This window comes from Enterobacter sp. FW301-JW81, from assembly GCF_058788735.1.
This window is the reverse complement of record NZ_JBYTBA010000001.1, coordinates 481,520-495,930: the sequence shown is the minus strand read 5'-3', so window position 1 is coordinate 495,930 and position 14,411 is coordinate 481,520. Positions and strand designations below refer to the sequence as shown.

Annotated in this window: 13 protein-coding genes; 9 read left to right on the top strand and 4 right to left on the bottom strand. The window is 55.7% G+C overall.

Annotation, left to right across the window (positions count from 1 at the left end; all coding sequences use genetic code 11):
• The first annotated feature begins 36 nt into the window (after positions 1 to 36).
• Together gapA and AC3WOK_RS02325 are read left to right on the top strand one after the other, a co-directional pair.
• The gene (gene gapA / locus AC3WOK_RS02330; protein ID WP_020884442.1) at positions 37 to 1,032 is read left to right on the top strand and encodes a glyceraldehyde-3-phosphate dehydrogenase; all 996 of its coding nucleotides are present in this window, start codon (positions 37 to 39) and stop codon (positions 1,030 to 1,032) included.
• Positions 1,033 to 1,106: 74 nt separating this feature from the next.
• Complete coding sequence (locus AC3WOK_RS02325) at positions 1,107 to 1,991, top strand: D-hexose-6-phosphate mutarotase (RefSeq protein WP_047348907.1); 885 nt, start codon at positions 1,107 to 1,109, stop codon at positions 1,989 to 1,991.
• A 96-nt stretch (positions 1,992 to 2,087) separates the two neighbouring features.
• Here AC3WOK_RS02325 and AC3WOK_RS02320 read toward each other — a convergent pair whose 3' ends face one another.
• The gene (locus AC3WOK_RS02320) at positions 2,088 to 2,834 is read right to left on the bottom strand and encodes a MipA/OmpV family protein (RefSeq protein ID WP_047348908.1); all 747 of its coding nucleotides are present in this window, start codon (positions 2,832 to 2,834) and stop codon (positions 2,088 to 2,090) included.
• A 431-nt stretch (positions 2,835 to 3,265) separates the two neighbouring features.
• Here AC3WOK_RS02320 and yeaG point away from each other — a divergent pair, with 431 nt between their 5' ends.
• The 3 genes from yeaG to AC3WOK_RS02305 all read left to right on the top strand — a co-directional run bounded on the left by yeaG (position 3,266) and on the right by AC3WOK_RS02305 (position 7,158).
• On the top strand, positions 3,266 to 5,200 hold the full coding sequence (gene yeaG, locus AC3WOK_RS02315; protein WP_047348909.1) for a protein kinase YeaG: 1,935 nt from the start codon (positions 3,266 to 3,268) through the stop codon (positions 5,198 to 5,200).
• A gap of 74 nt (positions 5,201 to 5,274) precedes the next feature.
• On the top strand, positions 5,275 to 6,558 hold the full coding sequence (locus tag AC3WOK_RS02310; RefSeq protein WP_059310993.1) for a YeaH/YhbH family protein: 1,284 nt from the start codon (positions 5,275 to 5,277) through the stop codon (positions 6,556 to 6,558).
• Between the two features lie 99 nt (positions 6,559 to 6,657).
• On the top strand, positions 6,658 to 7,158 hold the full coding sequence (locus AC3WOK_RS02305; protein WP_063432110.1) for a YbaK/prolyl-tRNA synthetase associated domain-containing protein: 501 nt from the start codon (positions 6,658 to 6,660) through the stop codon (positions 7,156 to 7,158).
• 21 nt (positions 7,159 to 7,179) lie between these two features.
• Here the strand turns inward: AC3WOK_RS02305 and yoaI are convergent, their stop codons facing one another.
• Positions 7,180 to 7,284, bottom strand: a complete 105-nt coding sequence (gene yoaI / locus AC3WOK_RS02300) for a small membrane protein YoaI (protein WP_235836409.1) — start codon at positions 7,282 to 7,284, stop codon at positions 7,180 to 7,182.
• A 288-nt stretch (positions 7,285 to 7,572) separates the two neighbouring features.
• On the opposite strand from yoaI, the gene AC3WOK_RS02295 reads away from it, so the two are divergent.
• The 3 genes from AC3WOK_RS02295 (at position 7,573) to AC3WOK_RS02285 (ending at position 11,510) form a co-directional block, all read left to right on the top strand.
• Positions 7,573 to 8,904: a glycoside-pentoside-hexuronide (GPH):cation symporter gene (locus AC3WOK_RS02295; RefSeq protein WP_447855429.1), complete on the top strand. Its 1,332-nt coding sequence runs from the start codon at positions 7,573 to 7,575 to the stop codon at positions 8,902 to 8,904.
• Positions 8,905 to 8,919: 15 nt separating this feature from the next.
• On the top strand, positions 8,920 to 10,956 hold the full coding sequence (locus AC3WOK_RS02290; protein ID WP_063955941.1) for a glycoside hydrolase family 31 protein: 2,037 nt from the start codon (positions 8,920 to 8,922) through the stop codon (positions 10,954 to 10,956).
• Between the two features lie 107 nt (positions 10,957 to 11,063).
• Positions 11,064 to 11,510: a DUF441 domain-containing protein gene (locus AC3WOK_RS02285; protein ID WP_024908579.1), complete on the top strand. Its 447-nt coding sequence runs from the start codon at positions 11,064 to 11,066 to the stop codon at positions 11,508 to 11,510.
• On the opposite strand, the gene AC3WOK_RS02280 is transcribed toward AC3WOK_RS02285, so the two are convergent.
• Positions 11,494 to 12,285: an AraC family transcriptional regulator gene (locus tag AC3WOK_RS02280; protein WP_059310995.1), complete on the bottom strand. Its 792-nt coding sequence runs from the start codon at positions 12,283 to 12,285 to the stop codon at positions 11,494 to 11,496. The two genes, AC3WOK_RS02285 and AC3WOK_RS02280, sit on opposite strands and share 17 nt — an antisense overlap.
• A gap of 99 nt (positions 12,286 to 12,384) precedes the next feature.
• Between AC3WOK_RS02280 and AC3WOK_RS02275 the strand changes: the two genes are divergently transcribed.
• Positions 12,385 to 13,572 (top strand): CynX/NimT family MFS transporter, encoded by a 1,188-nt coding sequence (locus AC3WOK_RS02275; RefSeq protein WP_492353856.1) that lies wholly within the window; start codon positions 12,385 to 12,387, stop codon positions 13,570 to 13,572.
• Between the two features lie 121 nt (positions 13,573 to 13,693).
• Here AC3WOK_RS02275 and AC3WOK_RS02270 read toward each other — a convergent pair whose 3' ends face one another.
• Complete coding sequence (locus tag AC3WOK_RS02270) at positions 13,694 to 14,404, bottom strand: CTP synthase C-terminal region-related (seleno)protein (RefSeq protein ID WP_059310997.1); 711 nt, start codon at positions 14,402 to 14,404, stop codon at positions 13,694 to 13,696.
• Positions 14,405 to 14,411 lie beyond the last annotated feature (7 nt).

Below are 14,411 nucleotides of genomic sequence, written 5' to 3'. Positions count from 1 at the left end.
AACCTTTTATTCACTAACAAATAGCTGGTGGAATATATGACTATCAAAGTAGGTATCAACGGTTTTGGCCGTATCGGCCGTATTGTTTTCCGTGCTGCTCAGAAACGTTCTGACATCGAAATCGTTGGTATCAACGATCTCCTGGACGCTGAATACATGGCGTACATGCTGAAGTACGACTCAACTCACGGTCGTTTCGACGGCACCGTTGAAGTGAAAGACGGCCACCTGGTTGTTAACGGCAAAACCATCCGCGTTACTGCTGAGAAAGACCCAGCTAACCTGAAATGGAACGAAATCGGTGTTGACGTTGTAGCTGAAGCTACCGGTATCTTCCTGACCGACGAAACCGCGCGTAAACACATCACCGCGGGTGCGAAAAAAGTTGTTCTGACTGGTCCTTCCAAAGACAACACCCCAATGTTCGTTCGCGGTGCAAACTTCGAAACCTACGCTGGCCAGGACATCGTTTCCAACGCATCCTGCACCACCAACTGCCTGGCACCGCTGGCTAAAGTTATCAACGACAACTTCGGCATCGTTGAAGGTCTGATGACTACCGTTCACGCGACCACCGCTACTCAGAAAACCGTTGATGGCCCGTCTCACAAAGACTGGCGCGGCGGCCGTGGCGCGGCTCAGAACATCATCCCATCCTCTACCGGTGCTGCTAAAGCAGTAGGTAAAGTACTGCCAGAACTGAATGGCAAACTGACTGGTATGGCGTTCCGCGTTCCAACTCCTAACGTATCCGTTGTTGACCTGACCGTTCGTCTGGAAAAAGCTGCTTCTTATGAAGAAATTAAGAAAGCAATCAAAGCTGCTTCCGAAGGCGCAATGAAAGGCGTTCTGGGCTACACCGAAGACGACGTTGTATCTACCGATTTCAACGGCGAAGTGTGCACTTCCGTGTTCGATGCTAAAGCAGGTATCGCACTGAACGACAACTTCGTTAAACTGGTATCCTGGTACGACAACGAAACCGGCTACTCTAACAAAGTACTGGACCTGATCGCTCACATCTCCAAATAAGTTGAGATGAGTGTTTGATCCAAAAAGGCGACTTCGGTCGCCTTTTTTATTGTTTTTAGACAGAGGATTGCTTAATGATTAATAAAATTTTTGCACTTCCGGTAGTCGAACAACTTACCCCTGTGCTCTCCCGCCGTCAGATTGACGGTGCCGACGTTATCGTCGTTGACCATCCGCGCGTGAAAGCCTCCGTGGCGCTGAACGGCGCTCACCTGCTCTCCTGGAAACCGGAAGGTGAAGCCGAAGGTTTGTGGCTGAGCGATGCGACCTCTTTCAAAAAAGGGGCGGCGATCCGCGGTGGCGTACCGATCTGCTGGCCGTGGTTCGGCCCTTCCGCACAGCAGGGTTTGCCTTCTCACGGGTTTGCCCGTAACCAGCAGTGGACCCTGAAAGCGCATAATGAAGATGAAAACGGCGCAGTGCTGACCTTTGAGCTGCAGGCAAATGACGAAACCCGCGCCCTCTGGCCACACGATTTCACCCTGTACGCCCGCTTTAAGCTGAGCAAAACCTGCGAAATCGAACTGGAAGCCCACGGTGAGTTCGAAACTACTGCTGCCCTGCACACCTACTTCAACGTGGGTGATATCAGCGCAGTGAAGGTGAGCGGCCTTGGCGATACCTTTATCGACAAAGTGGATAACGCTAAAGAAGGTAAGCTGAGCGACGGGGTACAAACGTTCCCTGACCGTACCGATCGAGTCTATCTGCACCCTGAAGCCTGCAGCGTGATCCACGACGGTGCCCTGAACCGTGGAATTGAAGTGGTTCATCATCATCACAGCGACGTGGTGGGCTGGAACCCGGGTCCGGCACTTTCTGTCAGCATGGCCGACATGACGGATGAGGGTTATAAAACGTTTGTCTGCGTGGAAACCGCCTGCGTGAGTACCCCGCAAAAAGCGAGCGACGAAAAACCGTCTCGTTTAGGACAGACGATTAAAATTGTGAAGCGCTGAGGCATTTCGCCTCCCCTGCTTCACTGCACCATACCAAAGCAAACGGGGCGCAAGCGCCCCGTTTTGATGCACTGAGTGCACGATTTAAGTGCGCAATCAGAACTTGTAGGTCACACCGACAGAGAAAATGCCTGCCCAGGATTTATCGACCATCGGGCTGTCTTTCACTTCATCGCTCAGGCGCTCATAGCGACCGGTACCGTATACGCTCCAGTCACCGAGGAAGTTGTAGCTCGCGGTCAGCTCAAGGTAGGGATCCCAGCCGTCATCAGCGCTATAGCTTTTCAGACCACTGCGGCGAGACTCGTTTTTAGACACACCGTAATAGTAGTCGTTGTAGTTCTCGCTGTTGTACTGCACACCGATACCTGGCGTCAGGGTCAATGCACCGTTGGTGTAGCGATATAACCACGCCAAATCCCAGATAAAGCCGTTGCTGTTATCCAGCGTATCACCCGCAAGGGCCGTACGCAGGAAGCCATACTGAGTGTTATGCACATATGAGAGACCGGCCATCATGGTGCTTTTACGCTTGTCGAGCTGGCGAAGCGCGTGGCTGTCGCTGTCTCCCGGCTTGAAGTGCGTTGGGTCGTAGTAGGCCATGATGGAGAGCTTATCGGCCGTATCGTTCCAGAGATAGTAGCCGCCGCCTAAGCCGCGGAACCAGAAGTTATCGCCTTCATAGGTGACAACCGGAACGGGATAAACATCACGGTCATACTGCTTGTACGGGCTGTTGATCACACCAGCGCCCGCGCCAACCGTCCACTGACTTTCCGCCTGTGCGGTGCTCACTGCGGTCGCGGCAAGGATGCCCAATGCCAGAAGTTTGAGTTTGGTCACAATCCATTCTTTCCTGTAGTCAAATAATCAGCGGATGAAGTGTAACCGCCATTCCCGTACATCCCAAAATTTTTTGCCTGCTAATCAGTCTGATTAACCCCTTATCTTTAACTTTTCAGATGACAGCCCGCTTTCATTTATATGACCACCGCATGAAAAAGGGGCTTTTGTCTTAGAACCACAGTGGAAATTTTTGGATGAGTTATTGATATGTCATTGAAAGTAGATTTTATCGGCATGCAAGTTTTGCAAATGCCATCTACGCTTTAATTTAAGAAGAGTTTTCCTGAACACCCTGCGGTTCTTAGCGTCTGACCTGGCACACAGGTTGCTGCTCTGGCAGTGAGGTGCGAGAGATTCTCTTCCGGGAGCCTCCACTACTCATACGAACGGCTCTTATCCTGTGCTAAAAAACGAAAGGACGGCATGCCATGAATATATTCGATCACTATCGCCAGCGCTATGAAGCTGCCAAGGACGAAGAGTTCACACTGCAGGAGTTTCTTACCATCTGTCGGCAAGATCGCAGTGCCTATGCCAATGCGGCAGAACGGCTATTGATGGCTATTGGTGAGCCAAACATGGTTGATACTGCCCTGGAACCCCGGCTTTCCCGTCTCTTTTCGAATCGGGTAGTCGCCCGATACCCGGCGTTTGAAGAGTTCTATGGTATGGAAGATGCCATTGAACAGATAGTCTCCTATCTGAAGCATGCCGCTCAGGGTCTGGAAGAGAAGAAACAGATCCTCTATTTACTCGGCCCGGTGGGTGGCGGTAAATCGTCTCTGGCTGAACGCCTGAAGTCGCTGATGCAGCGCGTCCCTATCTATGTGCTGAGCGCTAACGGCGAGCGCAGCCCGGTGAACGACCATCCGCTGTGCCTGTTTAATCCGCAGGAAGATGCGCAAATTCTGGATAAAGAGTATGGCATCCCGCGTCGCTATCTCGGCACCATCATGTCACCGTGGGCGGCGAAACGCCTGCACGAGTTTGGTGGCGACATCACCAAGTTCCGCGTTGTGAAAGTCTGGCCATCCATTCTCGAACAGATCGCCATCGCCAAAACCGAACCCGGTGATGAGAACAACCAGGACATCTCGGCTCTGGTGGGTAAAGTCGACATCCGTAAGCTGGAAAACTTCGCGCAGAATGACCCGGATGCCTACGGTTACTCCGGCGCGCTGTGCCGCGCTAACCAGGGGATTATGGAATTCGTCGAGATGTTTAAAGCACCAATCAAAGTGCTACATCCCCTGCTGACGGCGACCCAGGAAGGCAACTACAACGGGACGGAAGGTATCTCCGCCCTGCCGTTTAACGGAATTATTCTCGCTCACTCGAATGAATCCGAATGGGTGACCTTCCGTAATAACAAAAACAATGAGGCCTTCCTTGACCGTGTTTACATCGTCAAAGTGCCTTATTGCCTGCGGATCTCCGAAGAGATCAAAATTTACGAGAAACTGCTTAACCACAGTGAGCTGGTGCATGCTCCGTGCGCGCCGGGCACCCTGGAAACGCTGTCCCGCTTCTCCATCCTTTCGCGTCTGAAAGAGCCGGAAAACTCCAGCATCTACTCGAAAATGCGCGTCTATGACGGTGAGAGCCTGAAGGACACCGACCCGAAAGCGAAGTCGTATCAGGAATATCGCGACTACGCCGGGGTCGATGAAGGGATGAACGGCCTGTCCACGCGTTTCGCGTTTAAGATCCTCTCCCGGGTCTTTAACTTCGACCACGCGGAAGTGGCGGCCAACCCGGTTCACCTGTTCTACGTGCTGGAGCAACAAATCGAACGCGAGCAGTTCCCGCAGGAGCAGGCTGAACGCTACCTTGAGTTCCTGAAAGGTTACCTGATCCCGAAATACGCCGAGTTCATTGGCAAAGAGATCCAGACGGCCTACCTTGAATCCTATTCAGAATACGGGCAGAACATTTTCGACCGTTACGTCACCTATGCTGACTTCTGGATCCAGGATCAGGAGTACCGCGACCCGGATACCGGCCAGCTGTTTGACCGTGAATCCCTGAACGCCGAGCTGGAGAAAATCGAGAAGCCTGCCGGGATCAGCAACCCGAAAGACTTCCGTAACGAGATTGTGAACTTTGTCCTGCGCGCCAGAGCGCACAACAACGGGCGCAATCCAAACTGGACCAGCTACGAGAAGCTGCGCACGGTCATTGAGAAAAAAATGTTCTCCAATACCGAAGAGCTGTTGCCGGTGATTTCGTTTAACACCAAAACCTCAACCGATGAACAGAAAAAGCACGACGATTTTGTCGACCGTATGATGGAAAAAGGCTACACCCGCAAGCAGGTTCGCCTGCTCTGCGAATGGTATCTGCGCGTGCGTAAATCGTCTTAAAACAAGTGCCCGACAGCGTTTAGCACCTGCCGGGCCTACAAAATGCAAGTTGGCAAATGCAGTACGGGGGGTATATGACCTGGTTTATTGACCGGCGTCTTAACGGCAAAAACAAGAGCACGGTGAACCGCCAGCGCTTCTTGCGTCGTTATAAAGCGCAAATTAAACAGTCTATCTCCGAGGCCATCAACAAACGCTCGGTGACCGACGTCGACAGCGGCGAATCTGTCTCCATCCCCACCGATGACATCAGCGAACCGATGTTTCATCAGGGGCGAGGCGGCCTTCGCCATCGCGTACATCCAGGTAATGACCACTTCGTTCAGAACGACAGAATTGAGCGTCCTCAGGGCGGCGGCGGTGGTTCAGGAAGCGGTCAGGGACAGGCCAGCCAGGACGGTGAGGGCCAGGACGAATTTGTCTTCCAGATCTCGAAAGACGAATATCTCGACCTGCTGTTTGAAGATCTGGCGCTGCCGAATCTGAAAAAGAATCAGCATCGCCAGCTTAATGAATATAAAACCCACCGCGCGGGCTATACCGCCAACGGCGTGCCCGCCAATATCAGCGTCGTGCGTTCGTTGCAGAATTCGCTGGCGCGGCGCACGGCCATGACGGCAGGGAAACGTCGTGAACTGCGCGAGCTGGAGAGCAATCTGAAGGTCGTGGAAAACACGGAGCCGGCGCAACTGCTGGAAGAGGAGCGCCTGCGTAAGGAGATCGCGGAGCTGCGGGCGAAGATTGAACGGGTCCCGTTTATCGACACCTTCGACCTGCGCTACAAGAACTACGAAAAACGTCCGGAACCCTCCAGCCAGGCGGTGATGTTCTGCCTGATGGACGTCTCCGGCTCAATGGACCAGGCCACCAAAGACATGGCGAAGCGTTTTTATATTCTGCTCTATCTGTTCCTGAGCAGAACCTATAAGAACGTCGAGGTGGTCTATATTCGCCACCATACGCAGGCTAAAGAGGTGGATGAACACGAGTTCTTCTACTCGCAGGAGACCGGGGGCACCATCGTCTCCAGCGCGCTGAAGCTGATGGATGAAGTGGTAAAAGAGCGTTACGACCCGGCGCAGTGGAACATTTATGCCGCGCAGGCGTCGGATGGCGACAACTGGGCTGATGACTCACCGCTGTGTCACGACATTCTGGCGAAGAAAATTCTGCCGGTGGTGCGTTACTACAGCTATATCGAAATCACCCGCCGCGCGCACCAGACCCTGTGGCGGGAGTATGAACATCTGCAGTCGATGTTTGATAATTTTGCCATGCAGCATATCCGTGACCAGGATGATATTTATCCCGTCTTCAGGGAGCTGTTCCACAAGCAGTCTGCGACCAGCAACGCATAATCCAACAGCCAGCGAACTCGCTGGCTGTTCTCTTTCGACCCCGTTCATCCCGTGGTAATGTAGAACGCTGCATACTGGATTATCACCGGGAAAATCGTTATGACTGATGACGTTATTGGGGCGGGAACCCACCAGCAACTGATCGCCTTACTCACCGAGCAGGGCGCGCGTTTTCGCGTCATGGAGCACGAGGCGGTCGGGAAATGTGAAGCGGTAAGCGAAATTCGCGGAACCGATCTGAGGCAAGGCGCAAAAGCCCTGGTCTGCAAGGTGAAGGGAAATGGCGTAAAAAAACACGTGCTGGCGATCCTGGCCGCCGATCTGCAGGCCGATCTCAGCCAGCTTGCCGGTCATTTTGGCGGCCTAAAAGCCTCACTCGCCAGCCCGGCCGAAGTCGATGCCCTGACCGCCTGCGTTTTCGGCGCTATCCCGCCCTTTAGCTTCCATCCTGATTTGGCGCTGGTCGCCGACCCGCTGCTGTTCGAGCGTTTTGACGAAATCGCGTTTAACGCCGGCCTGCTGGAAAAATCCGTGATTATGGATACCCAGGACTACCTGCGCATTGCCCGTCCTGAACTGGTGACGTTCCATAAAGGATAGTCATAACGGCTGGCAAAACGGTCAGCCATTTTTTTCCAGAAAAAGCACCGACGCGATAAGAATTACGGCTATCGTCAAAAATGATGAAGAGATAATCAGCGTTTCAATAAACATTTGATCGTTCATGATGCGATCCCTTTTACCCCGTTTAGCCTTTTTTACCCCCTTAGGATGACAATAAAATGACAGCTACGGGTCAGAAAGGTGAATACGGCGAGGCTGAAACGATTCGTATGAAATAAATATCACCGCTGCAAAAATAGCTTTCATTCTCACCATTATGTTACCGGTATCACGAAAAGGTGTTTCCGTAACGTCATTGCCAAATCTCGCAATTGTTAACGACCGTGGCGTGGTTAAACATGCTAATCAGCACGTCTCATAAATAAGCCTTACACGAGCCAGGTGATTAACATGACCGATAAGATTACCCGCAAAGAAAAAATCAGCTATGGGCTGGGAGATATGGCCAGCCATATTGGGCTGGATAACGTCATTATATTTTTAACGTTTTATTATACGGACGTTGTGGGATTACCGGCAGCATTTGTGGGGACGATGTTCCTGCTGGCCCGAACCGCGGACGCGATTATCGACCCGGCGATGGGCTATATTGCCGACCGCACCCGCACGCGCTGGGGAAAATTCCGACCGTGGATGCTGTGGCTGGCGCTGCCGTTTGGCGCAAGCTGCCTGCTCACCTACGCCGTGCCGGAATATCTCGATCTGCACGGTAAGATGATCTTCGCCACCGTCAGCTACACGTTGATGATGATCATGTACACCGCAATCAATATTCCCTACTGCTCAATGGGCGCGGTAATAACCCCTGATAACGACGCGCGTATTTCCCTGCAGTCATATCGTTTTTTCCTGGCGACGCTCGGCGGCGCGCTCTCGACGTTCTTCATGATGCCGCTGGCAGAGTTTTTAGGGGGTGACGATAAATTACTGGGCTACCGCTGGGCAATGGCGATTATGGCTACGGTCGCCGTGATTATGTTCTGGATCTGTTTTGCCAATACCCGGGAGCGAATTAAAGCCCCCGCCACGCATAATAATTATCTGGCGGAGCTACGGGATTTATTACGGAATGACCAGTGGCGCGTTGTCGCGGTGCTGGTATTAACCAATATTGGTTTTGGGGTTATTCGACTCGGCGCAATGATGTATTTCGTCACCTATTATCTCGGCAGCGCCAGCTATTTTATGTGGATGCTGGGAGCGCATATTCTGGGAAAAGCCGCCGGCAGCGCGCTGGCAAAACGTCTTACGCACAGTTACAGCAAAGTGCAGATGTTTGGCTACTGCTCCGTCCTGGCGGGCGTGCTCAGCATTGCGCTGTTCTTCGCGCCGAAATCTGTCTTCCTTCTGGTTCCCCTGACCTTCATCGTCTCCACGCTCTATCAGGCCACCACCACGCTAATGTGGGTGATGATGGCGGACGTCGCCGACTACGGCGAATGGAAGCAGGGTAAACGCATGGACGGCGTGATCTTCTCGACGTTCCTGGCCGTGCTCAAGCTGGGCATGGCGATCAGCGGGGCCATTGTTGGCTGGACGCTGGGATCCAGCGGCTATGTGCCAAACGCCCCGGAGCAAACGGCTACCGCGATGTACTGCATTATCGCCCTCTTTACCATCGTTCCTGGCGCGCTGTCGCTCTGCGCGTTCGCCACACTGCGCTGGTACAAACTCGATGACAGCACGATGAAATCCATCCATCTTGCCAAACACAGTGTTTAAAAGGACGCCCTATCCATGAGTGAGCTGATTCAACATTCCAACAGTATTGAATGGCGTTTTGAACGCCAGATCCTGCGCATCGAACCCTGGGGACAAAACAGCCTGCGCGTCCGGGCGACCTGCTCTCCGGCGTTAAGTGACGCACAGCACGCGCTGCTGTCTGCGGCCCCCTGCTCTGCCGACATTACTGCTGAAGCCGAAAGCCTGACGCTTCGCAACGGCAACATCACCGCGACGCTGAACCTTAAGGGCCAACTGGCATTCTACAACCAGCGCGGCGAACTGCTGCTGGAGGAGATGTGGCGGCAGCGGTCAACGGTAGGCATCGGTGCCAGTGAAAAAAGTCAGGATAAGTACGTCAGCGCCCTGAAGCTGGATGGGCGAGAATTCAAGCCGCTGGCGGGCGGGAAATATCAACTCACGGTGCGTTTTGAATCACGCCCCGACGAACGCCTTTACGGCATGGGTCAGTATCAACAGCCGTGGCTGGATCTGAAAGGCTGCACGCTGGAGCTGGCGCAGCGTAACTCTCAGGCCAGCGTGCCCTTCGTGCAGTCCAGCCTTGGCTACGGCCTACTGTGGAACAACCCGGCGATCGGCGAGGCCAGCTTTGCCAAAAACCAGACCGAATGGCGCGCCCGCGTCACGGGTGAGATGGATTACTGGATCACCGCAGCCGACACGATTGCCGATATTACCCGTCAGTACGTCAAGGCGACGGGGACCCCACCACAGGCTCCGGCCTTTATCAGCGGACTGTGGCAGTGCAAATTGCGCTACCGCACGCAGCAGGAAGTGCTGGAGGTGGCCCGGGAGTATCGCCGCCGCAGCCTGCCGCTTTCGGTGATGGTCATTGACTTCTTCCACTGGCCGAATCAGGGCACCTGGTGCTTTGATCCTGTCGACTGGCCCAACCCTAAAGCCATGGTTGACGAGCTACGCGAGCTGGGTATTGCGCTGATGGTGTCCGTCTGGCCTACGGTTGAGGCGCGCAGCCCGCTCTATCCGGTGATGAAGGCCAAAGGGTGGCTGGTCAGCAGCGAGCGCGGGGTGCAGGTCAACCTCGACTTCATGGGCAATACTACCTTCTTTGACGCCACGCATCCCGAGGCCCGGCAGTTTGTCTGGGATACGGTGAAGAAAAATTACTACGACCTGGGGATCAAACTGTTCTGGCTGGACGAGGCGGAGCCCGAATACCGCGCCTACGACTTCGATAATTACCGCTACTACGCTGGCCCGGTCCTGGAAGTGGGAAACCGCTACCCGCGCGATTTTGCACAGGGGTTTTATGATGGGCTGCAGGCCAGCGGCGAAACCGAGATCGTGAACCTGGTTCGCTGCGCCTGGGCAGGCAGCCAGCGCTACGGCGTATTGGCCTGGTCGGGGGACGTCCACTCCTCCTTCCACGCGTTTCGCAACCAGCTCGCCGCCGGGCTAAACATGGGGCTGGCGGGGATCCCCTGGTGGACCACCGATATCGGCGGTTTCCAGGGCGGGAACGTCAACGATCCGGCGTTCCACGAGCTGCTGATCCGCTGGTTCCAGTGGGCGGTGTTTACCCCCGTACTGCGCATGCACGGCTATCGTGAACCGCAGATCCAGCCGCCGGAGCGCTATCGCGACGGTATACCGCAGTGTAACAGCGGTTCACCTAATGAACTGTGGAGCTATGGAGAAGCCAACTTCGCTATCATGCAGCGCTGGCTCTCCGTACGCGAGAAGCTGCGTCCCTATATTGATGCGCTATACGAGAATGCCCACCGGCAGGGCGACCCGCTTATGCGCCCCCTGTTCTGGCATTACCCACAGGAAACGCAAAGCTGGGAAACGGAAGATCAGTATCTGTTTGGCGAAGATTTGCTGGTTGCGCCGGTCATGCATGCCGGCCAGCGCGAGCGCGAGGTCTGGCTCCCGGCAGGGAACGGCTGGCTGGCGCTTAACGGCGAGCGCTACGCGGGGGGCGAGCGCATTACGGTACCGGCAGCGCTGGAAACCATTCCGGTCTTTATTCGCGAAGGCAGTCCACTGGTGCAAACGCTGCTGAGCTGACGATGGGCAAGTGCCCAAAAAAAGAGGTTTTTTTTGACAAAGGCCTGTTTGCTCACGCATTTGCGCGTACAGTAAGCAGGCTTACTTTTTTTGGCAAGGACCTCTGCATGTTTGACCCTACTCTGCTTATTCTCCTGGCGCTCGCCGCGCTCGGCTTTGTCAGCCATAACACCACCGTCGCCATCTCAATTCTGGTGCTGATTATTGTGCGCGTGACCCCGTTAAATACCTTTTTCCCGTGGATAGAAAAACAGGGCCTGACCATTGGGATAATCATTTTAACCATTGGGGTGATGGCGCCCATCGCCAGCGGTACGCTTCCCGCCTCAACGCTGCTGCACTCGTTTGTAAACTGGAAATCACTGGTGGCGATTGCGGTGGGGATTTTCGTCTCGTGGCTGGGCGGACGCGGCGTCACGCTGATGAGCAGCCAGCCCTCGCTGGTGGCGGGCCTGCTGGTGGGCACCGTGCTGGGTGTGGCGCTCTTTCGCGGCGTTCCGGTGGGCCCGCTGATTGCAGCAGGCCTGGTCTCGCTGTTTATTGGGAAGTCGTAGTCAGGCTGGCCATATAACGCGCCGGCGTCTGACCCAGTCCCTTCTTGAACATGGTGATAAACGCGGTGGTCGAGTCATAGCCCAGTGACTGTGCCACCTGCTGTACCGATTTCCCGCCTATCAAATGCTGTAACGCCACAATCAGCTGCAGCTGGTGACGCCATCGGCGAAAGCTTAAGCCGGTCTCTTTCACTACCAGCCGCGCCAGGTTGCGTTCGCTCATGGCAAAGTGGCTCGCCCACTGCGCCAGCGTCTGCCAGGCCGCGGGCTCTTCCGCCATCTTCTCGCTCATCAGCCGGATTTTTGGATGGGGCGAGACGGGCAGCTGCAGATGCTCCTGACGCTGGAGCGGCAGCTCGTCAAACAGGACGTCCACCAGACGCGAGGTGGCCGCAAGCTGCAGCTGTTCACGCGATTTTTCCGCGAGCGATAAAATCAGCTCCCGCACCAGCGGGGAGATTTTCAGGGTGCAACAGCGCTCCGGCAAGCTTGCTGCCCCCGGTTCAATGAACAAAAAGCAGAGCTGCGCCCCCGGCGTGGCCCTGTTGCTGTGCGGCATCTGGCCGGGGATCCAGACGGCGTACTGGGGCGGTACCATCAGCATGGCATTTTCCACTTCGCAGGTGATCGCGCCGCCGAGGGCCAGAATCATCTGTCCCTTACGGTGATGATGAAGCGGAATATATTGTTCCTCAGCCACTACGCGAATGCGAAATGCGACGGCCGCATCGTGCTGGCTATCAGGATCGTAGCCGTCCAGTCCCAGACCAATCATCAGGTTGTCCGATATGAGCGATAAACTGTCATTTTAGCCTGATTTCAACCGCTGAGAAAATCGGTATTGTGTGCGCTCGCTTGAACGTATGAGAACATAATGACTACTGCTATTCGCACTTCAGGAAAACATGGCGCGCTGCTGATCGCAGGTATCCTGATGATTGCCACCACGCTTCGCGTCACCTTCACCGGGGCAGCCCCGCTGCTCGATACTATTCGTCTTGATTATGGCTTAACCACGGCGCAAACCGGTTTGCTGACCACCCTGCCGCTGCTGGCCTTCGCCCTTGTCTCACCGCTCGCAGCCGGCGTGGCCCGGCGTATCGGCATGGAGCGCAGCCTGTTTATTGCCCTGCTGCTGATTTGCGCCGGAATTGCCCTGCGCTCCCTGCCTTCCGCCGCCCTGCTTTTCATCGGAACGGCGGTCATCGGCTGCGGGATAGCGCTGGGGAATGTGCTGTTACCCGGGTTAATTAAGCGTGACTTTCCAGGCCAGGTGGCGAAACTCACCGGGGCCTATTCCCTGACGATGGGCGTCTCGGCGGCGCTCGGCTCGGCGCTGATTGTTCCCCTGGCGCAGGGGGCGGCAGGCTGGCATGGCGCACTGCTGATGCTAATGGTGTTTCCGCTGGTGGCGCTGCTGCTCTGGCTGCCGCAGTGGCGACAGAAGCACGTCGCGACGGTAACCGGCGCTGGCGCGCTGCATAACCGCGCGATCTGGCGCTCGGCCCTCGCGTGGCAGGTAACGCTCTTTTTGGGGATTAACTCGCTGATTTACTACGTCATCATCGGCTGGCTGCCGGCAATATTGCTCAGCCACGGCTACAGCGAAGCGCAGGCCGGCTCGGTTCACGGTCTTTTACAGCTGGCCACGGCCGTTCCGGGGCTTGCCGTTCCGCTGATCCTCCACCGTCTGAAGGATCAGCGTGGGATCGCCGGCGCGGTGGCGTTGATGTGCGCGGTAAGCGCGGCGGGCCTGTGGTTTATGCCTGACATGGCGGTAATGTGGACGCTGGTGTTTGGCTTTGGCTCCGGGGCAACGATGATCCTCGGCCTGACGTTCATCGGCCTGCGCGCCAGCTCTGCACACCAGGCTGCGGCGCTGTCCGGAATGGCACAGTCGATTGGCTACCTGCTTGCCGCCTGCGGTCCCCCGCTGATGGGGAAAATTCACGATACCGCAGGAGACTGGCAAATCCCACTTCTGGTCTGCGCACTGGCCGCCGTGATAATGGCCATCTGCGGTGTGTTAGCCGGGCGAGACCGGGAGATCGCGCCCCGTTAAGCAGTGTGGCACACCAGAGTTTCGCCCGGCGGCGCTACGCTTGCACGGGCCTACACTGAATTGTGCAATCGGAATGTAGGCCGGGTAAGCGCAGCGCCACCCGGCAAGGAAAGCGACGTCGTTATGAATCGCGCGCCGCGCGCAGCATCGCCTGCACCAGCACGACCGGACGCCCTTCCAGCGCGGCACGCTCATGCTGGAATAAGGTGATCACGAAGAACGGGTGCGTAACCAGTTCTGCGGCACGAATTTCTCCCTGGTCATCCCACCCCGTAACATGCATATCACCGCTTTCCAGCGCCTGTGCAAACGCCGGCGACACGCCATAGTTGCAGTGATACCCCTCTTCAATTTCCGGCCTGCCGTAGGCTTTCGCGATCAGCGTATTATTACGCAGCTCAATGGCATCGGTTTTTTCCACCAGCGAACAGGTCAGCGGCGCAATCACCATGGTGCCTTCGGTATCCGTCTCGGCATGTGCCGCATCCGCCCAGCCCAGCACATTTCGGGCATACTCAATTAGCGCATGCTGGAACCCACCGCAGGTGCCAAGGAACGGAATGCTGTTTTCACGGGCGTAGCGCGCGGCGATAAAAGCGGCTTCCGTGTTTTTATAGGGGCTTGCAGGAACCAGCCAGATAGCATCGTAGCCCACCAGATCCTCAGGGCTTGTCAGCTCCGTGGTGGCAAGCCAGTCGTAATCGGCGGTGAGGTCAAGCACTGCGGCGGCGTCGTCAATGGCCAGCGGGATCGCCTGATGCGCGATAACATTGGGATTGTAATCGCCAACCAGCGCAATGCGCAGCGTCGTTTTAACCGGGAGGTGTTCCATGAAAGGT